Raw genomic sequence first — 22415 nt, forward strand, 5'->3', positions numbered from 1 at the left:
GAATTGAAGCGAACGGCATTGTGGAAAGACATCTGCAGAGAGATATGGCACTCCAAAAGCCGCTTTATTTCTATCTTTCTTTTAATCATGCTTGGCGTAGCTTTTTTCTCCGGATTAAAAGCTACCGGTCCAGACATGCTTTTAACAGCTGATACGTATTTTAAGAAATACCAATTAGCACACTTTTCGGTCCAATCTACTTACGGGCTTGATGAGACCGACAAAAAAGCAATCCAAGCAGCTGATGATGTAAAGCATGTAGAAATGGGTTATAGCGCAGATGTACTCTTGAAAAATAGCAACCTAGTCACAAAAGTTTTCTCAGTCACAAATGATACAAAACTCAATCAATACCAAGCCATAGCTGGCCGCTTGCCAGACAAGAGCAGGGAGATCGCGCTAGACAGTAAATCAAAAATGAGGAAGCACTATAAACTGGGCGATCGCGTGACATTCGTCGATAGCGATGGTAGCAAACTAACAAAAAATTTCCGAACAGCCACATATACGATTGTCGGTTTTGTAAAAACACCGATGTATATCCAAAAAGGCGAGCGCGGCAGTAGTACGATCGGAACGGGTCAAACAGATGCTTTCGCCGTCGTACCAAAGGAAGACTTCGATCTACCAGTCTACACACAAATGAATGTCACTTTTAAGCAGCTTGCCAAAACAAACGCTTACAGTGAATCCTATAAAACACAGTCGCGTCAGGCGAAAGAAGCAGTCAAGAACGCCTTGCAAGATCAACCTAAAGCAAGGCTTGCCAAAATAAAAGCCAACGCACAGAAAAAAATCGACGCCGGTAAGAAAGAACTACGGCAAGCCCGCCAAAAATTGACGAAAAACCAAGCCAAACTTGATGCTGCAAAGGCGAAGCTAGCAGATGCTAGGGCAAAATACGAGCATGGAAAAACCGAACTCGCTAATCGTTCCGCGGCTGCACAAGCCAAACTCACACAAGCCGATCGCGATCTGCAAGCAGCGAAAGCCAAGCTCGCGCGTGCAAAAGCCAAGATTGCTTCCGGCGAAGAGCAGCTAAGTCAGGCGGAAGAAGAGCTGAAATCAGGCAAAGAAGTATGGCAGCAGGCGAAAAAACAAGTTGTACAAGTCAAATCAGCTGTAAAAACAGCTAGAAACCTACTTCAGCAAGCAAAAAAACAAAACAACATCGCAGATCTTTCTCATGATAGAAATGGCATAAAAAAGGAGATCACAAGTACAATCGAAGAAATGGATCTCGCAAAAGAAGAAAAACGAACATTGAAACAAGCACTTTCCGAATATGAAGGTGAACTGGATGACTTTTTGAAGCAGACAGATAACGCTGATGTAAGTGACAAAGATGTCCAGCAAGGCCTTAAATTTTTGCTAGCGCGTTTAAATCAGGCTGACCGCTATTTGGATCAGATGGAAAGAGAATTAGCAAAAGAAAAGCGCCGGATCGACCAAGGCGAAAAGACACTTTCTCAAAAGAAAGCGGCATTAGCGAGTGCCAAAACTGCTTATGCGAACGGACAACACGATTATCAAGCAGGCTTGGCAAAATGGAACGCTGGGAAGCAAACGTATCAGCGTGAAAAAGCAGCAGGTGAAGCGAAATTAGCTGCCGCTCTAAAAGAAATCACAGCGGGTGAAGCAAATTACCAAACTAAATTAGCTTTGTTCCATAAAGAACGAGCAAAAGCGGAGAAACGCTTGGCCAAAGCAGAAAAAGATTTACAGATCGAACAAGAACGGCTGGATGCGCTTAAAAAACCTCATTATTTTGTACTTGATCGCAACACAAATCCAGGCTACAGCGAGTATCAAGAAAATGCCGATCGGCTGTCTTCGATGTCAACGATCTTTCCCATCTTCTTTTTCCTGATTGCAGCCCTTGTCTGTCTAACGACAATGACGCGGATGATCGAGGAGCAGCGGACACAGATCGGAACCTTGAAGGCATTAGGATACACTAACGGCAGCATTATCTTGAAATATCTGGTATACGGCTCACTAGCAAGTGTTTTCGGCGGCATTGCTGGAATCATCATTGGGTTTCAAGTGTTTCCGTCAATCATTTTCAATGCTTATAAAACCATGTACACGATGCCGGATATCACACTCGGTATCTATTGGGGAATCATTGCGATCTCCCTACTCGTTGCGATCGCCTGCACGACGCTGACTGCCTTCATTGCCTGTCGCGCAGAATTGCGAGCAAATGCTTCTGTATTGATGCGGCCGCGGGCACCGAAGAGTGGCAAACGAATCTTACTGGAACGCGTGACGTTTCTCTGGAGACGAATGAACTTTACCAGCAAGGTCACCGCACGAAATCTATTTCGCTATAAACAGCGCATGCTGATGACAGTGCTTGGCGTGGCAGGATGTACAGCACTGATCTTAACAGGATTTGGTCTACGCGACTCGATCAGCAATATTGCGGATCGCCAGTACGGCGACATCATGCGTTATGACGCCGCCATCAACCTGGATGAAACAGCGCCGAAAACTGCTAGAGCCACGTACAGATCGCTTATGCAAGATACTACTATTTCCAGTCGTCTGGAAGTTTCGCAAAATAATCTGGACGCTGTGAAAAATGGAACACGTCCACAAAACGTCTCGGTGATCGTACCAAAACGAATGGATAAGTTCGCAGACTTTATCGTCCTTCGTGATCGTGTGACACATAAACGGGAAAGCATTCCTGATAACGGTGCAGTTTTAAACGAAAAATTGGCACGTCTCTATCACGTGAAAGCAGGCGATCACTTGACTGTCCGCGATGGTAGTCACACAGAATATAAAATAAAAGTCACCGCCATAACAGAAAATTACGCCTTTCATTATTTATATATGAAACCAGCGTATTACGAAAAAATCTTTTCCAAAAAGCCTGTCTACAATCTGGATCTACTTCATTTGAAGGATACCTCCAGTTCATGGCAGAATGCTTACGCAGAAAAACTTGTTGACAGTAAAGCGGTGCTAGGCGTCACGTATTCCAATACCGTCAGTTCCTTACTCGACAATACGCTGGATAGTTTGGACGTGGTCATTGTGGTATTGATCGCATCCGCAGCACTGCTCGCTTTTGTTGTTCTTTACAATTTGACGAATATCAATATTTCCGAGCGCGTCCGCGAACTTTCAACGATTAAAGTGCTCGGCTTCTATCCTAAAGAAATCACGATGTATGTGTATCGGGAAAATATCATCTTAACGTTGATGGGAATCTTCGTCGGCTTCTTTGCAGGAGCATTCCTGCACCGCTTTGTTATTACGACCGCCGAAGTTGACCAGATGATGTTCAGCCCATCGATCGGCTGGTTAAGTTATCTATATTCCGCGCTTTTAACGCTTCTGTTTGCAGCCGTGGTCATGATCGTCATGCATATTAAGCTGAAACGAATTGATATGATCGAAGCGCTGAAATCGGTAGAGTGATTAAAAAGTGAATTTCTAATTATTAGAAGTTCACTTTTTTTGACGAATAAATTATTATATAGATAAAGAAATATAAAATGATACGGGAGGAATATACTATGGATTTAGCAACTATGATAAAAAGTGAGAGTATAATACCGGAGGATGCTTATGAAGAGTTTTTAAAACGAAATAAAGTAGTAATGAAAGAACATGAATTGAAAACTATAGGTAGTTTTATATCGACATTAAAAATAGGCGATTATAATAATTTTTTAGAATATTACTTTAATTATTTTTTTGTTGGATACAAAATCCCTCAAATAGGTGAGGAATTTGATTTATTGAGATTTGGAACAAATTTTAATGTGAATATTGAATTAAAACGAAAAGCTACGGATGAAGCTGTTTTAAGACAATTGAAGAGGAAAAAGCATTATCTAGGGATTTTAAATTGTCAAACTTTACATTTTTGTTATAGAGAAGAAGATAATAGTATAGTTAGTTTAGGGGACCAATTAGAGCTGATAAAATATAGTGCGGATGATCTTATGAGCTGTTTAGAAGCACAAAAAGTTTTAAATGTAACATTGTCTGATGCTGATCGCTTATTTAATCCAGCTGACTTTTTAATCTCTCCATTTAATGCTACAGATGCCTTTATTAAGGGGGATTATTTTTTAACGCAACATCAATATAAGATTCAACAATTAATAAAAAGTGATCTATTTAAGAATAAAGAATCACATTTGATTGAAGGTAAGGCCGGGACAGGTAAAACGTTATTGATTTATAATTTAGCAAAAGAGCTTATGCATGAGGATAAAAAGGTAATGATTATTCACTGTGGGAAGTTAAATGATGGACATAGAATATTGAACTCTAAATATGGATTTAGTATACAAAGTATTAAGTCAGTAAAAAATACCATAAGGGAAAAAGATACTGATATTATAATAATTGATGAATGTCAAAGAATAAAAAAACAACAATTATTGTTTATTCAAGAATATGCAAAACAATTTGGAGTATTAGTCGTCTATTCTTTAGATCCAGAACAATGCCTTAGCAATTCAGAAATTCGAACTAAGATTAAAGAAGAAATTATATTGAATATTCCTCAGTCAAATGTACATAGATTAAAAAATAAGATAAGAACTAATGTAGAAATGGCCGAATTTATAAAAAAATTTTTTAAGCATGATAAAAATGATATACCGTTAGCTAATTCTAATAGAAATATTCAATTAAAGTATTTTAAAAGTTATAATGATGGATTAATATTTTGGCAAAAGCTAAGTGAAAAAGGTTGGACACCAATTAAATATACACCTAGCTTGCATAGTCCTGATCCATTTGATGTCATAGATGAAAATTCTTATAATAATTCTCATGATGTCATTGGACAAGAGTTTGATAAGGTTTGTATTATTATCGATAATAATTTTAATTATCAAAAAGAAGGAGATATTTTAACTTTAGAAGGTACAAATAGTTCCTATTATCATTCATCTAAGATGCTTTTTCAAAACATGACAAGAAGTAGAAAAAAGCTTTGTTTAATAATAATAGAGAATAAGAATCTCTTCATAGAAGTGTCTAAATTGTTAGAAGTAATATAGAACATGCTTGTTAAAATGATTTTGATTAAGAGGTTATATAAATTTTAAAAAAAGAACTTTTACTCCTATTATCAAGAAGTAAAAGTTCTTTTTTTAGCACCAGGCTACTATTTTTTATACCTATTCACAAACTGCAATGTCTCCTGATAACATTTCTTAGCTTCTTTAGTCGCATAATCAAATTGATATTCATGGGTTATTTCCTTTTTGGACGAGGTATAAAATAACTGCGCCACTGGAACATCAAGTTCTTTCAGCCGGTCTGCTAAAGCGTGCCCTTGTTCTTGGAAGGAATACGCATTGCCGTCGGTGATATAAGTTGGCGGGAAGTCTTTATTTACATGCGCTACTAAACTTGCTTCCTGCAGCTTATCGCTTTCTTTCCAGTCCTTTGTCCCAATCAAGGACCATGCAACGGTGGTAACAAAAAATTTCATAAATCTACTTTTGGAATGCTGCAAGGCAGTTTGTTTTAAATCGACAGGACCACAGTAAGAAATAGTACCTTTGATATGTCCGCTTGGGATCAATTGCTTCATATCCATTTGTTTTGCATAGCTGTTATTTGTTTGAATGGTAGCATATTGCAGGGCGATTTGAGAGCCGGCGCTATCACCACCAAAGAAAATACGGCTTAGATCTAGCTGAGTATCTTTCACTTTGTCCTTCTGTAATGTTTGGATCAATTCGTCCACTTGATGGACTTGATTGGGATACTGGGAGGCAGGAGCGTGCTCATAGTTTATTGCTACAACGGCAACTTTAGCGTCTGAAGCCATGCGGGTAGCAAATTCTTTCATTCCTGATTTATCGCCACCGACATATCCACCGCCATGCAGCCAAATAATCACCGGGATAGGCTTTTTGATATTTTTCGGATAATAAATATCATAGTCATTTTGCTTGAATTTAGAAGGATACTTGCGATTCGATTTTACCGTCGTATTGTTTTTGGCTAGTGCATAGGCAGGTTTATCCTTGATCTGGACTTCTGCAGCAAACATATGATTGATGATCAGCGCGCCTGGTCTTGGAGATACTTGAAAGGCGATGAATAGCAATAACACCAGTCCTAGCAAGATTCCGATTATCCAAGCGGAGATTTTCCATAATTTTCTTTTCATCTTTTTCCTCACTTATCAAATAAGGTTTATTATAGCATAGTTTTCCAGATTGACAGCTTGTAAATAAGAAACGTGCAAATGGAGAGGCCATAAGTGTTTTCTCTATAAAAAAGATATATGTGCGATATTTCACTTGATGATATAGCCATTCCGCTAGACTACCGCTATACTTGAAACGTACATTTCATTTACATCTTAGGAGGAAAAAAACATGAATAAAAAATGGTGGATGCATCTCTTAGCGTTCTTGACAATCTGTTTTCTTGTAAGCGCCTTAACTGGATGCGGTAGTAAAACGAAGCAGACTTCCAAATCAAAGGATACAGCCGTAAAAACAAATGTGTCGATGGTAAAAGGCTTCTCCAGCATTAGTATGGTTAACTTAATGGAAAAAAACGAGAAGGGCAAGGCCGCAAATAACTATCAATTCAGCGTTGCCACTGCGCCAGATGAAGTAATGAGCAAATTGGTCACACAAGAAATCGATATTGCCGCCGTGCCGACGAATATGGCAGCTAGCCTTTATCAAAAAACAAAAGGAAATGTCGTGATGTTGGCAGTAAACACGCTCGGTGTCGTAAAAGTGGTGACAACCGATCCTTCTATCAAACGTTTAGAAGATCTGAAAGGGAAAAATGTAGTAGGTGCAGGACAAGGCGCGATCCCGGAATATACATTCAACGATATCTTGGCTAAAAAAGGACTGAAGCCACAACAAGACTTACAAATAAGCTACAAACCAGGACATGAAGAAGTGGCAAGTCTACTTAGCTCCAATCAAGTTCAAATAGCTACATTGCCGGAACCGACTTTATCACAAGTGATGGCAACAAATAAAAAAGTTCGTGTGATCGCGGATCTGAATGCGGAATGGGAGGCCTTGCACCCCAATACCATCATGGCACAAGGTTGCGTTGTTGTAACGAAAAAGTTTTTGGAAAAACATCCTCAGGCAGTGACGCGATTTATGAAGGAGTATCAAGCATCCGCACAAAAAGTACACAGTGACTTGCAAGGAACTTCAACATTGTGTGATAAATTCAATATCATTCCTGAAAAAGTTGCCAAGACAGCGATCCCGAAATCACATCAAGTTTTTGTGACCGGAAAGGAAGCAGAAAAAAAACTCACACCGTTTTTCAAGGTTTTATATGAAGCAAATCCGAAATCAGTAGGCGGAGCAGTTCCGGATAGTGCATTCTATTACCACCCCAAATGAAACCAGTACTTCAAAAAGGTCTGATCTTACTATTGTGGTTGCTGCTTTGGGAGGCGGCAGCGGCATTGATCGACAATACGCTACTATTTGTCGGTCCGTGGACGGTCTTGCGCTATCTGATCCAATTAGGAAAAGAAACTGCTTTTTATTGGACGATCTGTCATTCGCTAGGCAATATTCTCGCTGGGTTCTTCTTGGGCTTACTGCTGGGAAGCAGTTTGGCGTTGGTTACAAATACTAGCGCTTGGCTGACTGCCCTGTTTCAACCCTTAGTCAGTATGATGAAAGTAACTCCGGTTGCTTCATTTACAATGTTTGTACTAGCCTTTGTGCAATCCAGCCACTTACCGATGATCGTTGCTTTTTTGATGGTGTTCCCGGTGATTTATGGAAATATGCAAAAAGGATTGCAGAATGTAGATCCGGCACTATTGGAAATGGCAGGGATCTTTGAATTTTCGCATTGGCAGCGATTAAGGACGATTTACTTTCCAGCTGTCTATCCCTTTTTCTATGCCGCATTCCAAACTGGGATCGGATATGCGTGGAAAGCAGGAATTACCGCTGAAGTGCTCGTTTCTCCGTTGTTAAGCATTGGTAAAAATATTGCCGATGCCAAAGTTTATTTTGACACCTTGCAACTGTTCGCATGGACGACCGTGATCATCGCAGTAAGTATTGGTGTCGAGAAAAGCTTGTCAGCGCTGCTCCGCTGGCTGATCTATCCCTTTCTTTTTCCAAACAAAGAAGGTGAGCAATCATGATACGTTGTCAGTGCATAACGAAATCTTTTGGAGAACTGCAAGTGTTGGCACAACTGAAATGGGAAATAGGTACTAGCGGGATTTATGGCATTACAGGTCCCTCTGGCTGCGGTAAAACGACACTGGCTCGGCTGATTCTCGGTCTGGAATCACCTGACTCCGGAGAGATTGTTCTGCCTAAGGAATATCGTTTCGCAGTTATGTTCCCCGAAGATCGACTGCTACCGCAATTATCGGCTTTTGAAAATGTACGGCTCGTCTGTGATGATGAAGTGAAAATCAAAAATCTATTTGCCGAATTGGAGATCACGACATCCAATCAAGCAGTCCAGACATTTTCCAGTGGGATGAAGCGCCGAGTCGCTCTGATTCGGGCACTCTGTTTCCCGGCTGACGGACTGCTGCTAGATGAGCCTTTCAAAGGACTGGATCGGAACATGAAGAAGAAAATGACGAGCCTTATCCAAGCCGCTAGTCAAGAGATGCCCGTCTTGCTGATTGATCATGATATAGCGTTATTAGAACAGAACTGCACGCAAATACTGTATTTGAAGAAACCATGAAGGAGAGGATTTCCTTGTTTTTTACGCAACAAGAGCTGGATTCCTTTTTAGAGGAAGACCTGCCGTATTTTGATTTAACGACATTTAGTCTAGGGATTGGCGACATAGCCGGAGAAATTGCTTACGTGGTTCGGGAAGACTGTTTGGTTTGCGGAACGGAAGAGGTCGCGAGGCTTTTTCAGAATTGCAGCGTACAACGCAATCATTTTGTACCCTCTGGAACGAGAGTCACTGCTGGCTCGGTGATTTTAAGCGGGACTGGATCAGGAGAAAGCCTTAATCACGTTTGGAAAGTCGGACAGAATATTTTAGATCACTGCAGTGCTATTGCCACGAAAACGAGTAAGTTTATCGACATTATGGCTGCAGCTGATTCAAAAGCTGCCTTACTGACCACTCGAAAGGGATTTCCAGGGACAAAAAAATTAGCGACAAAGGCAATTTTAACGGGAGGAGCAATGCCGCATCGATTGGGATTATCAGAATCGATTTTGATTTTTGAACAACATCTTCATTTGTTGGGTGGCCAGCAAGCACTGGAATATAAACTTGCAAGCTTAAAATCCAAGAACTGCGAGAAAAAAATCATTGTGGAAACTTTCAATCTGACAGAAGCAGAAACATATCTTCGGTTAGGAGCAGACGGCATCCAATTCGATAAAGTTCCAGCAACCGACTTGCAGCAAGGTGCCGTATATCTGAAAAGTAAATTTCCGCAGTGCACCTTATTAGCTGCTGGCGGCATTAACGAACAGAATCTAGCAGAATATGCCAAGTGCACGATTGATGGAATCGTCACGACAAGTTTGTATCATGCAAAGCCGATTGATATTGGTGTTAAGATGATGAGAAACGAAGGAATAAAAGCGACATAACCATAAAAATGCCCAGCACGATCAGAGTCACCTAACGTCCATTTAGCAGTACTGGACGTTAGGTGGCTTTTCGTTTACACACTAATTTCTGTTACGTAGTATTGCCAAAGGGAAAAAATGTGATTTAATATTGTTAACCTTTTATTTAAAAAGGTTAACAATTAGAGGGGGTATTATAGTGTCAACAAAACAAATTACTCGGAACGCTGTATTTCTAGCACTAATTATTATTGCAGGACTTGTGGCTATACCTATTCCAGGTGTTCCAGTGCCAATTGTACTTCAAAATATGATTATTATGACAACCGGCTTTTTTCTGGGGAAAAAGAATGGTTTTATAACGGTTTTGGCCTTTCTGTTCTTCGTTTTTATCGGAATGCCGTTTTTATCCGGTGGTCGAGGTGGAGCTGCTATTTTTATTGGACCAAGTGGCGGTTATTTACTCGGATATTTATTATCTCCTGTAATCGTAGGCTTTCTACTAGAAAAAATACAGAAAGTGAATTTTTTGCTGTTAGCTATTATCTATTTTATCGGCAGTGCACTATTGATCGATATCCTAGGTGGCTTTTCGCTGGCCTTTGCTGGAAACATATCTATTCTTAGTGGAATGAAGGCGAGTGCTACGTTTCTGCCAGTAGATATCTTGAAAGTACTCATTGCTGCCTTTGTAAGTGCACGGCTACATAAATACAGTTATTCCGGTGAGAAAAATGCGCGTTGATAATTGGCATGCTTTGGCCGAAAATAACGCGATCGAATGGAATAATGGCTCTTGCGTTACATATGGAGAACTTTCGGTAGCAATTGAACAAAGAAAACACCAACTGAGCCAGATGGAGGAACTATTTTTTATTATTCCAATGGGAAGAAAGTTAGAAACGATCATTGATCTTTTTGCGGTAATCGGACTGAATAAGATATTTATTCCTGTAGAGGAAAATGTCTCCGAACAAAAGCTTCGACAATTGGCGCAGCATTTTCCGGCCATTGTTGTCTTGACGGACAACGACATTTGCTTTCATGGCAAAGCAGCTTACACAAAGTTACCGAATGATACTTTGTTTATTGCGTTCACCTCAGGAACTACGGGGGAGGAAAAAGGATTTATTCGGAATCACGCCAGTTGGGTGGCTAGCTTTGCGAGATTCCGGACAGTAAAGCAATTTGCCGGAGAGCGTGTCGCATGCTTAAGCCCTTTGAATTATACATTAGGATTGTATACCTTGTTGGAGACATTTTATTTAGGAAAGACCTTTCTTTTAGAAGCAGTATCTTTTCCAGAATTGCTAGAACAACAAAAGAGCCCGCTTGAAATTTGCGGAGTTCCCAGCATTTTTAGGCTAGCATTTCAAAAAAAGGCATTTTATTCGGATCAGCAGTTTCTATTTAACCTTGGTGGAGAAAGCTTTGATCCCTATTTAAATGAACAATTTCAAAAAAATTATCCCAATTCAAGTGTATTGACGTACTATGGAGCATCAGAAACGAGTTTTATCGCCTACCAATTTAGAAGCGGCGCGATGGATAAGGAAGCGATCTTATTTCCAGATGTCGATGTTCACATCAAGAATCCCGATGAAAATGGGATTGGAGAGATAAATATTACGAGTCCGATGACATTTTCCGGATATTATGAATATGGAAAAATAAATCCTGCGACTGAATTGGTTTCTACAGGAGATCTAGGCTATCTTGATCGATCTCTTGTATATTTGGGTAGAAAAGATGACCAGATCAATCGAGGTGGCGAGAAAGTATTTGCCCAACAAGTCAAAGAACAGCTTATGGGACATCCGGAAGTGAAAGATGTGCGAGTTTCTAAAAAAGAAGACCGGGTCTTCGGGGAGAAAATCTTAGTGGATGTCGTCTGGAAAGAAACAGCGCAATCGCTGGAAGAGCTAAATAGATATTTGCAAGAAAAGACTATTAGAAAAATCAGGATAGATGAATTATATAATGTGGAAGCAATTGAATTGAGTCACAGTGGCAAAGCAAAAAGAAGGGAGAGATAAAATGGAAGAACGTGTGGTAATCATAGATAGTGCTCGTCTGCCAATCGGAAAATATGGTGGGATATATAGGGATGTGAAACCAGAAATATTAGGTGCTGTATTAATCAAGCAAATGCTTTCCCGTTCTTCCATAGATCCCCATGATGTCGCTGAATTGATCACTGGGAATATTGTTTCAGGAGGAGGAAACATAGCACGCAAAATTGGATTGCAAAGCGGTCTTCCTGTAGAAGTTCCTGCTTTTACAGTGGATAGACAATGCGCATCCGGCTTAGAAGCATTTACATTGGCATATGCAAAAATAAAGAGCGGTCTGGCAGCGCTCATTATTTGTGGAGGCGTCGAAAGTACTAGCCGCGCCCCTTGGCAGATTGAACGACCAACAAATCTCTATGCAACTGCTCCGAGCATTTTAAAACGACAAGCATTATCAACAGAAGAATATGGAGATCCCGATATGGGGATCGCTACGGAAGCCGTTGCTGAAAAGTTAAAGATCAGCAGAACAGCACAGGATGATTATGCACGAAGAAGTCAGCAGAAATATAAGCAAGCCTATTTAAAGGGCCATTTTAAATCAGAGATATTACCCTTCGACGGGCATACAGCAGATGAATCGCCAAGGTTGGATACTACTCTAGAGAAATTAAGTAAGTTGAAACCTGTTTTTATGAATACTGGAACATTGACAGCAGGTAATAGTAGTCCATTGAATGATGGAGCCAGTTTTTCTATAGTGGCGAGCAGCTCGTATTGCGACGAACATCAGATCACACCAGACTTTGAAGTGGTTCATAGTGTATCAATAGGAGTAAACCCGAATGAGATTGGTGTGGCACCAGTCCAAGCAATCGAAAAGCTGCTAAAAGAGGTGTCATTGAGTTATCAAGAGATCGACCGTTTTGAAATAAATGAAGCATTTTCCGCGCAAATCCTTGCATGTATCCAACTAGGTAGTTTGCCACTTGAAAAGATAAACGTTTCCGGCGGAGCTTTAGCTTTTGGACATCCATTTGGTGCAACAGTCGCTATTTTGGTACGAAGACTGATGACAGAACTGACAGAATGCGGTGGGACTTATGGTATCGTCTCGCTTTGTGTAGGCGGCGGTCAAGGGACTGCTTTGCTTATCAAGAGAATCGTGAAATGAAAAAACTCTTTATAGCACAGGAAGATGTGGAACGTTATATGCTGGCTACACATTACGTTGGCTCTACATGGCCAAAGAGTTTTTTATTGACGTTATGGCAGCACTTTGAAGTAGAGGAATTAGCAGAAATAGAACATTTCTTAGTAGAACAGCATATAGAAGTATTGCAACAAATCCCATTAAACACCTACTATGACTGTCATTTAAAGCGCGTAAGTAATGTTAAAACAACAAATGGAGAAATTTGGGAGTATCAGCTAGCTATCTATCAAAATGGTTTAGTAGCTATGTGTGAAACCAAAATATATGTGAGGTAAGCGATGGACACATTTAATCAACACGACATGCGGTTATTTAAAGCTGTTTCTAATGATAAAAATCCGATCCATGAAAGCGGGATTGTTTTTGGAATGCAACTTATGGCATTTATGGAAGGGAAGATCACAAGCGCTCTCGGTATTCAAGAGATGCTCCATTTTGAGTATCGCTTTTTAAAACCGCTTTACTGCGACCAATGCTTGGAATTTTCTATAAATAATAATCAGTTTGTCGTTTTTGCCAATGGTGAATGTATTGGAGAAGGAGTTGCTTATGGAAGATAAAGTCGTTGTGATTGCTGGCGGAACACGTGGAATCGGTGCTTCCCTGGTGGAAAGATATTTGCGGGCAGGCTATCAAGTGATCACATTTTCAAGAAAAGAAGCGCATGTTTTGGCACTGAGACAAAAATTTTTGAATGCAAGCAATCTATATGTGGAAAAAGTGGACGCTACAAACTCGAGGGCTAGCCATCTTTTTATCAAAGAAGTGCTTCTTCCATTCAAAAAAATCGATTGTTTCTATTACAATGTGGGGATTTGCCGCGATAGAACGATGTTAAAAATGACTAACGAAGAATGGGAAGAAGTGCTGCAGACCAATTTACTGGCTAGTTTTAATTGGATCCAACAAGTATTTCGACAAATGGTCCAACAAGAGGGGAAGAAGTCCATCTATGTAATGACATCATTAGCCGGTATTGAGGGGACATTCGGACAAGTCAATTATAGCGCCAGTAAAGCTGGGCTAATCGGTCTAGCCAAATCACTAGCACTTGAAGGGGAAAAATATGGCGTGCAAGTAAATGCGATCTCCCCAGCTGCTATTACTGCGATGACAGCTCCAATGATTGAAAAGGCTAAGAAGCATGCAGAACTGACAGGTACGCCCTTTCCGGAATACTGGAATATTGGAACAAGCGATTTGTTGGCTGATACATTATACCAGTTAGACCAGAAGATAAAGGAAACTGGTAAAATATTTAGCATTAATGGGAAGCGAGTGATGATGTATGAAGAACCAGTTCGACGCGCGTACAGATGGTAAGTGGTTTAAAAGCGAGTATCCGATCATTCAAGGAGCGATGGCCGGGATAGCGAATGCGGATTTTGTGCTTGAAATGGATAAAAACGGGATTCTCGGAACACTGTCAACATATGGTCTTTCGCCAAAAGAATGCCAACAAGAAATTGAAAAATTAAAAAAGACAGGTATTAGATTTGCTTGCAATCTAATGTTGAAACACCCGGATATCGAAGAATTCGCAAACATCATGATAGCGGAAAAGGTTCCGATTGTCACACTGAGTGCAGGATATCGACCAGAGATAGTGAAACAGCTGAAAATGGCCGGAGTAATCATCTTGGCAGTAGTCGGAAGCCCTAAGCAAGCAAAAAAGATCGCTGATTTGGATGTGGACATTATAATAGCGGAAGGCTTAGAATCTGGAGGACACATTGGCAAGTATTCGACCGGAGAATTAGTAGAAATACTTGTCCATACGTTGGATAAACCAATCATTGCAGCTGGTGGGATCAGTGATTATGAAGGATTACAGCATTTTTTAGAAAAAGGAGCCATTGGGATTCAAATCGGCACCCCCTTATTACTTACTACAGAATCACCATTGCCTCTACAGCAAAAAGAGAAAATAGCTGCCGCTGAACCGTCAGACATTGTAGTGATAACAGGAGATATTGGGTTAGAAATCAGAGGGATAAACGATCATGAATCGTTTATCCCTTGTGGAATATCAGCTGGAAAGTTGGATTCTATTGTTTCTGTCAAAGAGAGGATAGAAAAACTGGTCCAGCAAAGGGTTTAGAGTAACACTTTCTCAGCCCTGCAAATAATCAGCTGCTGGTTTCACCTCTGCAAAACTAGTCAATGCCGCTAAAAACGCCGTCTGCACATCCGCAGCAGCAACCTTTTTTTCAGCTACTTCTAAATCACGCGTTGCAGTGGCATCGCCAATCAAAATCGGTTGAAAGCCAAGCTCGGCAGCAGCGCGAGTGGTGGAGTCCACGCACATATGTGTCATCATCCCAGTAATAACGAGCTGTTCTACATTTAGTTCCCGCAATTTCGCTTCTAAATCGGTTTGATAAAAACTATTCGGAAAGTGTTTTTCGATGATCAAAGCATCCTTTTCGACTGCCAATTCCGCATGTAGCTCAGCACCTATAGTCCCCGCCTCAAAGAAGGATGCTCCCTTGCGATGGTTGAGGTGCTGGATATAGAAGATTGGCAGATGTGCTTCAGCAAAGTGCTTTTCCAATTGCTTTACTATTGTCAACGCTTCCTCCGGCTGTGACAGTTCCATTTTTCCTCCGGGGAAATAATCATTTTGAATGTCGATAATTACTAATGCTTGTTTCATCATTCATCGCCCCAATCTTTATTTTTATTGATAGTGCAAGTATAATAGGCATGAGAAACTGCGTAAAGTAGTTGTTGAAAGAATAAGCAGCTAAAAACTTTCATAATGAAAAAGGTGAGCATATGGATCTTCAAGATAAACAGATTTTAGATTTGCTGATGGAGAATAGCCGGTTAACGAATAAAGAAATCGGTGAGCGTATCCACATGACCGGACAAGCCGTTGGAAACCGGATCATGCGCTTGATGGAAGAAGGAACACTCGAAAAATTCACCATCAAAGTCCATTACGAAACGAAACAATTCATCTATTTATATATGGACACCAATCAATTTGCAGCACTTGAAGCAGCCGTCCATGCATTCCCTGACATAGAAGAATTTTACAAAGTTACTGGGCAAGCATGCTACATGGTCGTTAGCCATTTCGCGCCGGCTGAATTGAACCGTTTCATTGAAGTGATCTCCGAATGGGCACGCTACAAAGTTGAAACAGTGGCGAGTGATCGAAGTAAAAGATAGACACTACCAGGATCTACGAGTACGATTCTAGTTGGAATAGACCTGCATAGGTATGGGGAAAATTAATTACTATCCAAGATATCTTTCAAGATCACCGCCGCTTGCTCGGCGGTTTTTTCTGTTATTCTGGCAAAGGTCAAGCGAATAGCGGGAGCCTTTTCTCCAAAAGTCGTACTTGGCATCACAAGTAGTTTTTTATCGAGAAAAAATGGGAACAAACTTTTTCGCATCGTTGCTACAGGAAGTTTGACATATAAATGGAAGCCACCTTCAGGAACAAGATAATCAAGTTTGCTCGGTAAGTGACGCTCTAACGCCGCAATCAGCAGATCGCGCCTTTTGAGCAGTTCGATCCGTAAAAAGTCTAAATGCTGCTGGAACGAATCGGTTTGCAAGACATAATTGGCCAAGATCTGCGGGAAAATACTTAATCCAAAGTCCATTTCCTGACGCGCTTCTGCCAACCGGTTGACAACAGCAGGAGGTCCGTCCAGCCAGCCGATTCGAGTGTTGGAGCCCATTACTTTGGAAAGTGAACCGATGTAAAGTACATTATCCGGGTCCAGCTTTTTAAGTGGTGTGACCGCTTGGTCCGAATAATCAAGGAGCGGACCAAAAGGATCATCTTCCACAATCGGTATTTTAAGTGCAGCACAACATTCAATCAGTTGCGCCCGGCGCTTATCTGGCATAAGCAGACCGGTCGGGTTTTGAAAAGTCGGATTTACAAAAACCATTTTGATACGGTGTTTGCGATACAATTTTTCTAGATCTGAAATGATCACACCATCTTCATCCATCGGTAGCGCAAAAATGCGCAGTCCTGCTGATTGGAAAAGGGAAAGCGAATAAAAATAAGAAGGCGACTCGATCGCGATCGCATCGCCGGGAGCAAGTAGACATTGTGTAATCAGAAAAATGGCCTGCTGAGCGCCCGAGGTTATCAAAATTTGATCAGCATTCGTTTTGATACCAGCTGCTGCGGCCATTTGCTTTTGGATCGTGTGGCGCAGTGGTGAATACCCGAGTATATCGTGTTGCGATTCTTCTGCTAAAAAAGATTGCCAGGAAAGACTAGGCGTTTCGATTTGCGGCATCAGCTCCACAGGCAATTCTCCAGTTGCAAGGTCGATCGCTTGTTTTGAATCATGAAGTGCAAGCGCATGTACATCTCGAATATAAGGATCTTCGGCATGAAAACCACCCTGGTCGACATAGTGCCGCCAATTGGTTTTCCCTGTAGTGAGTACCCCCCATTTTTCTTCATTTACATGTGTACCGCTTCCTTGCGTCCGAACCAATTTCCCACTTGCTGCCAGTTCGTCGAGTGCCCGCACGATCGTTGAGCGATTGACCCCAAGCAACTGTGCCAACTTTCTTTCCGCTGGCAGTTTTTCCCCCGGCAATAGTTCGCCATTTTCGATTTTTCTCTCAATCAACTGGATGATCTGCCCGTAAAGCGGCAAGTCCGATTTTGACTCTAAATGCCACATGTCTTTACTCCTTTGAAAATTGGATGGTAAAAACAACATCCAATTGGCTGTTTTGGTAAATTATTTTCTAGCATATCATAGAGAGATAAAGAATACAAATCACGAACTGGAGGAGTTTAATTTGGAAAAAACAACTGGAACAGAGCGAGTAAAACGAGGAATGGCGCAAATGCAAAAAGGCGGGGTTATCATGGACGTCATCAACGCCGAACAAGCGAAAATCGCTGAAGAAGCAGGAGCTGTAGCCGTTATGGCGCTGGAACGCGTACCTTCTGATATCCGCGCAGCCGGTGGCGTTGCAAGAATGGCTGATCCACGTATCGTAGAAGAAGTAATGAACGCCGTATCGATTCCGGTTATGGCTAAAGCACGTATCGGCCACATTACCGAAGCACGTATCCTAGAAGCAATGGGCGTCGACTATATCGATGAAAGCGAAGTTCTGACCCCAGCAGACGAAGAATATCATCTACTTAAAAGCAATTTCACCGTACCATTTGTATGCGGCTGTCGTGATTTAGGAGAAGCATTGCGCCGAATTGGCGAGGGAGCTGCAATGTTGCGAACAAAGGGCGAACCGGGAACGGGAAATATCGTGGAAGCAGTTAGACATATGCGCCGCGTGAATAGCCAAATCAGCCAGATCAAAGGCATGAACAACGATGAATTGATGACAGCAGCCAAAAATCTAGGCGCACCATATGAATTGATCAAGGAAATCAAAACACTTGGCAAGCTGCCAGTGGTCAATTTTGCAGCAGGCGGCGTTGCGACACCAGCAGATGCAGCTTTAATGATGGAACTTGGCGCTGACGGCGTATTCGTTGGTTCAGGGATCTTCAAATCGGATAATCCAGCTAAATTCGCAAACGCGATCGTTCAAGCAACCACTTATTATGATGATTATGAACTGATCGGAAATCTATCTAAAGAACTTGGCGCAGCCATGAAAGGAATCGAAATCAGCCATTTATCACCAGAAGAACGCATGCAAGAGCGGGGCTGGTAAAATGAAAAACATTGGTGTATTAGCATTGCAGGGTGCTATAAGCGAACATGTAGAAATGATTCGTAAAACTGGTAATAGCCCGGTAACTGTGAAGAAACCTGAACAACTAAATGAACTAGCGGGATTGATAATCCCCGGCGGCGAAAGTACGGCCATTCGTAAACTCATTCTGCGCTACGGTTTTATGGAACCTTTAAAAGCTTTCCATAAAGCCGGAAAAGGCATCTTCGGAACTTGCGCTGGCATGGTCCTTTCAGCAACCGCGATCGAAGGCGGCGAAGAAAGTCTGGGCTTTAGCCACTACACCGCCATGCGCAATGGCTTTGGCAGACAAAAGGACAGCTTTGAAGCCGATCTTGCCATAGACGCCTTAGGAAAAGCACCATTTCGAGCTGTATTCATTCGAGCACCTTATCTGCTTGAGCCGGGAAAAGAAGTAGAAGTTCTAGCGTATGTAGATGATAAAATCGTTGCAGCACGTGAGGGCAATGTGCTAGTGACAGCTTTTCATCCAGAGTTGACGGAGGATGAGCGGTTGATGCAGTATTTTGTGGATGTGTGTTGTGAGGGAATATAACATATTTATAGCGTTCGAGGTATAAATCAAAAAACAAAGGGATCGCTTGAAACCAATTTTGAAAGTGGTGTTTTCGAGCAATTCCTTTGTTTTTTCGGTGCTTCCAGATATATAGCTGAAAAATTAGAATAAACCAATCTTCACGCTGCTAATAATTTCCCGATATTCCTGACTATAATCTCGAACAATTTTATTACGTGATCGCATGACTTTTTCACCGATCACATCTCCAGTCTTGGAATCAAAAGATTCTTTCAAACCAGCTTGTATCTTATTAAATTCCTGAAACCACTCTTCAAAGTAAGGCTTTGCTTCCGTCAACGTTGGCTTTTGCGCTGATACTATTCGCACAGCCTTCTGATGCACCTTCTCTTTTAATAGCTGCAACATCATCTGTTTTTCAAAAAAATGCTTTTGCTTTTTCAAGCTATTCAGCGCATGGGTAGCACCTGCTTCAAAGGCTTTGGCCATGCTTTTCTCAATTTGTTTTATTTCATGTTCAAAATTCATTTTATGCTCACTCCTGGATGTTGTTAGATTTGTTTTCTAAGTGCCTGGGTGATCTTGCTTCCAAGTGCACGATCTTTATCACGAAAACTGTGTGCTGCGTAGCCGACCTTATCGCCGAAATCCCAAAGCTCCTTTTTCTTTTTATGAAGTTTTTGAATCAGCGAATCTAACCCCTCTTCATCATGAAAACGATACACACCACCAACTTTACTGCGTGAGATCTCGCGAACCGCCTCTTCCACATCATTTTCATCTAGCAAGTGCAACATACCCCCACTGTGGGTTTCCGCCTTAAGCTCACGAATCATTTTCTTCACTTCTTTTTCTTCCTCTTCCCGGTAGGTTTCCAGGGCATTAATCACACTGTCCAAATTGGAGGCGATGTTCTTCAGTCTGTTCGCATATTGAATCGTCGCATCTGGATCTACTTTCACTGCTGCTGATCCATTACCGCTAAAGTGGGGGAGGAAATTATCGATGCCATGCCCTTTTCCTTTTGTCACAAATTGAAGCCCAATAAGCGGTGCGCCCCATTGCGAAAAGAGTCCGATCTGTTCGTTATCATGTGTATAATCGATCATGTAGCGATCGGTTTGACCTTCTCTAACTCTTTTTTTAGCTTCTGGAGTCAAAATATTATAGACGTTTGGCGCTGCAAATGTGACACCTTCTGTTTGGAACTCCGCAGATAGGTCTTGAGAAATAGCGCCACCGAGGCTATGGCCAGTGACATAGGTTTTTTTAGGAGAAAAGCGTTTCTGAACGACCTTATAAAAATTTTCTGCATCCCTAATTTGATTGGGCTTTTTATTTTTATCTGATCCAAAAACAACATACTTGCTATCTGCCTTGAGATCGCCAAATTTCGTTGGTTCTGTTCCTCTAGAAATAATGACTATGTGATTATATTTTACATTTTGTACTCTTCCTGTGAAAAAATCGCCCGTTTTATCTACTTTATAGTCTTTTTTTGGAACTACTGCATATCCTTGATAACCATTAGGTGTAGTTTCTTTTAAAATGATTTTCCATGTAAGACCTTCTTCGTCTACAAACTTTGAGCCCTCGTTCCATTCCCTGTATGCTGCCCTTGATAGACTCCAATATTGATTATCCTTGATGTTTATATTATTCATCTGCAAAACCTCTCATTATGTTATAATCATCATTAGGTGATGAAATTGAAAAACAACTACAGAATTATTATACCAATATTGGCTACTATTTTAATAGTCATACTTCTAGGAGGTTGGCATATGCACAAAAAAGAACAAGAAAAAGAAGCAATTCTAGAAAAACAAAAATCTCGGATTGAACTTTTCTATAAATACAATTATGAAGGAATTAAAAAAATTACTTATACGGATATACACACGATTCCCACTGGAACGTATGTTATAGAAGGTTATGTGAATGATGATCCTGAATTGAAATTCGATGCAGATGTTGATCCCGATACAAATTTTGAAAGTTCCGGTGCCACATCGGACGAATTAGATAGACTTGTTAAAAAGGAATATCGCTTTAAAGTTAAGAAGGTATCTAAAATACTGGAAGAACAAAAAGAGAAGCAATCCCATTAGGGATTGCTTCTTTCAAACTCTATCAAACGATCGGCCTGTCACTGAAAGACATTGCGGTGATTTTCCAAAACCGGGAAACAGCAGACAAAGAAGAGATCCTCGCCAATCAAAAACAGGCTATTCGGAAAAAAATATTGGAATTACAACAAATTTATGAGGGCATTGAATTTATGAGTGAACGCTTTGCTGTATTCAAAGCCAAAGGAGCAAATGTGCTTTTTCATGAGCAATTAACCAAAGACGAATACTATCAAGTTCTTCCTAGGCAGGAGCTGGCGTCAGATTTTTATAATTTCCTACATTATGGTTATCAATATGGTATTTTATTTGAACATAATAACGTTGGTGAAACAATAAACCAAGCCACGAATTTTTTTCAGCGAGTAGAAAAGAAACACAGTAATTACGTGAAGCCGGCAGGAGAATATCTCTGTTTATTTAAAATCCTTAAAAATGAAGACGTTACATCCTGCATTCCAGAATTTATGGAGGACATTCGCCTTGCGGACACTGTGGGACCAATTTATCACGAGGATTACTGCAGCGAACTTGTCGGCGTAAAAGATCATTTTATTATTAAATTATCGATCCAGTTGAATGTCTGAACGCAAAAAGAACGGGACACTTTTATTGTAAAAGTATCCCGTTCTTTTTGTTAAAACTTATTTATTGACGATATAAGTGATTTTTTTCGTGGTGTGTCCTTCTTTATTGAAAGGATAAACATAGATTTTATCGGGGACAGTTGCCCATTCGGCTGTGAAATGTCCTTTTTTATTAGCTTTTACGACACCTTCACCAAAATTTTTATCAGCTGGCGAGCAGATGTAGAGTTGTTGATTAGCTTTGGCTGTTCCAGTGAATTTCTTTGTTTTCTTATTAAAATGCAGATTTTTCACTGCTTTATTTGTCGTTTTCGTTTTTTTCACGGCAGTTTGTTTCTGCGTTGTGGTAGCAGCAGTAGCCGTATTTTGAAATGCAGTTGGGAGAATAAGGATAGTTGTTAAAAGCGCAACGGCCACGATTTTTAAAGATTTCATAAGTAAAGACCTCCTAAATTTGCTTCTATAGAAAATATAACACGTCTTGATGACAAAGTAAATACATATATTACAAATAAGTTTCAAATATTTATTTATGTTTACGAAAATGAACGAATGAATTAGCTTTTCGTAAATTAACGTATCATAAAGGATGAAACTATTGGGCTTGGAAGGATGCCTCCAAGCTGCTTTGTTCATGTTTACCCTGTCTATTTATTTAAAAACATATCTCCTA

General features: G+C 40.7%; 24 protein-coding genes. 18 read left to right on the forward strand and 6 right to left on the reverse strand.

Features of this window, described 5'->3' with window-relative positions; translation table 11 throughout:
- Positions 1–3 precede the first annotated feature (3 nt).
- Both HMPREF0556_RS08250 and HMPREF0556_RS08255 read left to right on the forward strand, forming a co-directional pair.
- Positions 4–3435 (forward strand): FtsX-like permease family protein, encoded by a 3432-nt coding sequence (locus HMPREF0556_RS08250; protein ID WP_003757531.1) that lies wholly within the window; start codon positions 4–6, stop codon positions 3433–3435.
- Between the two features lie 98 nt (positions 3436–3533).
- Positions 3534–5036: a DNA/RNA helicase domain-containing protein gene (locus HMPREF0556_RS08255; RefSeq protein WP_040486674.1), complete on the forward strand. Its 1503-nt coding sequence runs from the start codon at positions 3534–3536 to the stop codon at positions 5034–5036.
- Between the two features lie 107 nt (positions 5037–5143).
- Here HMPREF0556_RS08255 and HMPREF0556_RS08260 read toward each other — a convergent pair whose 3' ends face one another.
- The gene (locus HMPREF0556_RS08260; RefSeq protein WP_003757535.1) at positions 5144–6160 is read right to left on the reverse strand and encodes an alpha/beta hydrolase; all 1017 of its coding nucleotides are present in this window, start codon (positions 6158–6160) and stop codon (positions 5144–5146) included.
- Between the two features lie 211 nt (positions 6161–6371).
- Here HMPREF0556_RS08260 and HMPREF0556_RS08265 point away from each other — a divergent pair, with 211 nt between their 5' ends.
- From HMPREF0556_RS08265 to HMPREF0556_RS08315, 11 genes are all read left to right on the forward strand, one after another.
- Positions 6372–7379, forward strand: a complete 1008-nt coding sequence (locus HMPREF0556_RS08265; RefSeq protein WP_003757537.1) for an ABC transporter substrate-binding protein — start codon at positions 6372–6374, stop codon at positions 7377–7379.
- Positions 7376–8143, forward strand: a complete 768-nt coding sequence (locus tag HMPREF0556_RS08270; RefSeq protein WP_003757538.1) for an ABC transporter permease — start codon at positions 7376–7378, stop codon at positions 8141–8143. The genes HMPREF0556_RS08265 and HMPREF0556_RS08270 overlap by 4 nt, the downstream gene beginning before the upstream one ends.
- The gene (locus HMPREF0556_RS08275; RefSeq protein ID WP_003757540.1) at positions 8140–8706 is read left to right on the forward strand and encodes an ATP-binding cassette domain-containing protein; all 567 of its coding nucleotides are present in this window, start codon (positions 8140–8142) and stop codon (positions 8704–8706) included. The genes HMPREF0556_RS08270 and HMPREF0556_RS08275 overlap by 4 nt, the downstream gene beginning before the upstream one ends.
- A gap of 14 nt (positions 8707–8720) precedes the next feature.
- Positions 8721–9581: a ModD protein gene (modD, locus tag HMPREF0556_RS08280; RefSeq protein WP_197531926.1), complete on the forward strand. Its 861-nt coding sequence runs from the start codon at positions 8721–8723 to the stop codon at positions 9579–9581.
- 178 nt (positions 9582–9759) lie between these two features.
- On the forward strand, positions 9760–10305 hold the full coding sequence (locus tag HMPREF0556_RS08285; protein ID WP_003757544.1) for a biotin transporter BioY: 546 nt from the start codon (positions 9760–9762) through the stop codon (positions 10303–10305).
- Positions 10295–11596, forward strand: a complete 1302-nt coding sequence (locus tag HMPREF0556_RS08290; protein WP_003757546.1) for an AMP-binding protein — start codon at positions 10295–10297, stop codon at positions 11594–11596. The genes HMPREF0556_RS08285 and HMPREF0556_RS08290 overlap by 11 nt, the downstream gene beginning before the upstream one ends.
- 1 nt (position 11597) lies before the next feature.
- A complete protein-coding gene (locus HMPREF0556_RS08295) occupies positions 11598–12746 on the forward strand; it encodes a thiolase family protein (protein ID WP_003757548.1) in 1149 nt (382 codons plus the stop codon).
- Complete coding sequence (locus HMPREF0556_RS08300) at positions 12743–13063, forward strand: hypothetical protein (RefSeq protein ID WP_003757551.1); 321 nt, start codon at positions 12743–12745, stop codon at positions 13061–13063. Before HMPREF0556_RS08295 ends, HMPREF0556_RS08300 begins: the two co-directional genes overlap by 4 nt.
- Before the next feature lie 3 nt (positions 13064–13066).
- Positions 13067–13348 (forward strand): hotdog family protein, encoded by a 282-nt coding sequence (locus HMPREF0556_RS08305; RefSeq protein WP_003757553.1) that lies wholly within the window; start codon positions 13067–13069, stop codon positions 13346–13348.
- Positions 13338–14111 (forward strand): SDR family NAD(P)-dependent oxidoreductase, encoded by a 774-nt coding sequence (locus tag HMPREF0556_RS08310; RefSeq protein WP_003757554.1) that lies wholly within the window; start codon positions 13338–13340, stop codon positions 14109–14111. The genes HMPREF0556_RS08305 and HMPREF0556_RS08310 overlap by 11 nt, the downstream gene beginning before the upstream one ends.
- The gene (locus HMPREF0556_RS08315) at positions 14077–14889 is read left to right on the forward strand and encodes an NAD(P)H-dependent flavin oxidoreductase (RefSeq protein ID WP_003757557.1); all 813 of its coding nucleotides are present in this window, start codon (positions 14077–14079) and stop codon (positions 14887–14889) included. The genes HMPREF0556_RS08310 and HMPREF0556_RS08315 overlap by 35 nt, the downstream gene beginning before the upstream one ends.
- A gap of 12 nt (positions 14890–14901) precedes the next feature.
- On the opposite strand, the gene HMPREF0556_RS08320 is transcribed toward HMPREF0556_RS08315, so the two are convergent.
- Positions 14902–15447 (reverse strand): cysteine hydrolase family protein, encoded by a 546-nt coding sequence (locus tag HMPREF0556_RS08320; RefSeq protein ID WP_003757559.1) that lies wholly within the window; start codon positions 15445–15447, stop codon positions 14902–14904.
- A 119-nt stretch (positions 15448–15566) separates the two neighbouring features.
- On the opposite strand from HMPREF0556_RS08320, the gene HMPREF0556_RS08325 reads away from it, so the two are divergent.
- Positions 15567–15965: an Lrp/AsnC family transcriptional regulator gene (locus tag HMPREF0556_RS08325; protein WP_003757561.1), complete on the forward strand. Its 399-nt coding sequence runs from the start codon at positions 15567–15569 to the stop codon at positions 15963–15965.
- A gap of 62 nt (positions 15966–16027) precedes the next feature.
- Here HMPREF0556_RS08325 and HMPREF0556_RS08330 read toward each other — a convergent pair whose 3' ends face one another.
- Positions 16028–17458 carry an aminotransferase-like domain-containing protein gene (locus tag HMPREF0556_RS08330; RefSeq protein ID WP_003757562.1) on the reverse strand — a complete coding sequence of 477 codons (1431 nt, stop codon included), beginning with the start codon at positions 17456–17458 and terminating at the stop codon, positions 16028–16030.
- A gap of 121 nt (positions 17459–17579) precedes the next feature.
- Between HMPREF0556_RS08330 and pdxS the strand changes: the two genes are divergently transcribed.
- Together pdxS and pdxT are read left to right on the forward strand one after the other, a co-directional pair.
- Complete coding sequence (gene pdxS, locus HMPREF0556_RS08335; protein ID WP_040486676.1) at positions 17580–18467, forward strand: pyridoxal 5'-phosphate synthase lyase subunit PdxS; 888 nt, start codon at positions 17580–17582, stop codon at positions 18465–18467.
- 1 nt (position 18468) lies between these two features.
- Positions 18469–19044 carry a pyridoxal 5'-phosphate synthase glutaminase subunit PdxT gene (gene pdxT / locus HMPREF0556_RS08340; protein WP_003757566.1) on the forward strand — a complete coding sequence of 192 codons (576 nt, stop codon included), beginning with the start codon at positions 18469–18471 and terminating at the stop codon, positions 19042–19044.
- 123 nt (positions 19045–19167) lie between these two features.
- Here pdxT and HMPREF0556_RS08345 read toward each other — a convergent pair whose 3' ends face one another.
- Positions 19168–19554 (reverse strand): hypothetical protein, encoded by a 387-nt coding sequence (locus HMPREF0556_RS08345; protein WP_003757568.1) that lies wholly within the window; start codon positions 19552–19554, stop codon positions 19168–19170.
- Between the two features lie 23 nt (positions 19555–19577).
- Complete coding sequence (locus tag HMPREF0556_RS08350) at positions 19578–20690, reverse strand: DUF6792 domain-containing protein (protein WP_003757571.1); 1113 nt, start codon at positions 20688–20690, stop codon at positions 19578–19580.
- A gap of 120 nt (positions 20691–20810) precedes the next feature.
- Here HMPREF0556_RS08350 and HMPREF0556_RS08355 point away from each other — a divergent pair, with 120 nt between their 5' ends.
- Positions 20811–21137 (forward strand): DUF1433 domain-containing protein, encoded by a 327-nt coding sequence (locus HMPREF0556_RS08355; protein ID WP_050777017.1) that lies wholly within the window; start codon positions 20811–20813, stop codon positions 21135–21137.
- 56 nt (positions 21138–21193) lie between these two features.
- The gene (locus tag HMPREF0556_RS08360) at positions 21194–21742 is read left to right on the forward strand and encodes a hypothetical protein (protein WP_003757574.1); all 549 of its coding nucleotides are present in this window, start codon (positions 21194–21196) and stop codon (positions 21740–21742) included.
- A 57-nt stretch (positions 21743–21799) separates the two neighbouring features.
- Here HMPREF0556_RS08360 and HMPREF0556_RS08365 read toward each other — a convergent pair whose 3' ends face one another.
- Positions 21800–22177, reverse strand: a complete 378-nt coding sequence (locus tag HMPREF0556_RS08365) for a hypothetical protein (RefSeq protein WP_040486677.1) — start codon at positions 22175–22177, stop codon at positions 21800–21802.
- Between the last annotated feature and the right edge of the window lie 238 nt (positions 22178–22415).

It is taken from the genome of Listeria grayi DSM 20601 (assembly GCF_000148995.1).
Classification (GTDB): Bacteria; Bacillota; Bacilli; order Lactobacillales; family Listeriaceae; genus Listeria; species Listeria grayi.

What these genes read in the sequence shown, in the direction of transcription:
- HMPREF0556_RS08265 (WP_003757537.1), top strand. Translation starts at nt 6,372, where the DNA reads ATGAATAAAAAATGGTGGATGCATCTCTTAGCGTTCTTGACAATCTGT.
- HMPREF0556_RS08330 (WP_003757562.1), bottom strand. Translation starts at nt 17,458, where the DNA reads ATGTGGCATTTAGAGTCAAAATCGGACTTGCCGCTTTACGGGCAGATC.
- HMPREF0556_RS08320 (WP_003757559.1), bottom strand. Translation starts at nt 15,447, where the DNA reads ATGATGAAACAAGCATTAGTAATTATCGACATTCAAAATGATTATTTC.
- HMPREF0556_RS08295 (WP_003757548.1), top strand. Translation starts at nt 11,598, where the DNA reads ATGGAAGAACGTGTGGTAATCATAGATAGTGCTCGTCTGCCAATCGGA.
- HMPREF0556_RS08255 (WP_040486674.1), top strand. Translation starts at nt 3,534, where the DNA reads ATGGATTTAGCAACTATGATAAAAAGTGAGAGTATAATACCGGAGGAT.
- HMPREF0556_RS08305 (WP_003757553.1), top strand. Translation starts at nt 13,067, where the DNA reads ATGGACACATTTAATCAACACGACATGCGGTTATTTAAAGCTGTTTCT.
- HMPREF0556_RS08270 (WP_003757538.1), top strand. Translation starts at nt 7,376, where the DNA reads ATGAAACCAGTACTTCAAAAAGGTCTGATCTTACTATTGTGGTTGCTG.
- HMPREF0556_RS08290 (WP_003757546.1), top strand. Translation starts at nt 10,295, where the DNA reads ATGCGCGTTGATAATTGGCATGCTTTGGCCGAAAATAACGCGATCGAA.
- HMPREF0556_RS08365 (WP_040486677.1), bottom strand. Translation starts at nt 22,177, where the DNA reads ATGAAATCTTTAAAAATCGTGGCCGTTGCGCTTTTAACAACTATCCTT.
- HMPREF0556_RS08350 (WP_003757571.1), bottom strand. Translation starts at nt 20,690, where the DNA reads ATGAATAATATAAACATCAAGGATAATCAATATTGGAGTCTATCAAGG.
- HMPREF0556_RS08315 (WP_003757557.1), top strand. Translation starts at nt 14,077, where the DNA reads ATGAAGAACCAGTTCGACGCGCGTACAGATGGTAAGTGGTTTAAAAGC.
- HMPREF0556_RS08310 (WP_003757554.1), top strand. Translation starts at nt 13,338, where the DNA reads ATGGAAGATAAAGTCGTTGTGATTGCTGGCGGAACACGTGGAATCGGT.
- HMPREF0556_RS08260 (WP_003757535.1), bottom strand. Translation starts at nt 6,160, where the DNA reads ATGAAAAGAAAATTATGGAAAATCTCCGCTTGGATAATCGGAATCTTG.
- HMPREF0556_RS08300 (WP_003757551.1), top strand. Translation starts at nt 12,743, where the DNA reads ATGAAAAAACTCTTTATAGCACAGGAAGATGTGGAACGTTATATGCTG.
- HMPREF0556_RS08325 (WP_003757561.1), top strand. Translation starts at nt 15,567, where the DNA reads ATGGATCTTCAAGATAAACAGATTTTAGATTTGCTGATGGAGAATAGC.
- HMPREF0556_RS08275 (WP_003757540.1), top strand. Translation starts at nt 8,140, where the DNA reads ATGATACGTTGTCAGTGCATAACGAAATCTTTTGGAGAACTGCAAGTG.
- pdxT (WP_003757566.1), top strand. Translation starts at nt 18,469, where the DNA reads ATGAAAAACATTGGTGTATTAGCATTGCAGGGTGCTATAAGCGAACAT.
- HMPREF0556_RS08345 (WP_003757568.1), bottom strand. Translation starts at nt 19,554, where the DNA reads ATGAATTTTGAACATGAAATAAAACAAATTGAGAAAAGCATGGCCAAA.
- HMPREF0556_RS08355 (WP_050777017.1), top strand. Translation starts at nt 20,811, where the DNA reads ATGCACAAAAAAGAACAAGAAAAAGAAGCAATTCTAGAAAAACAAAAA.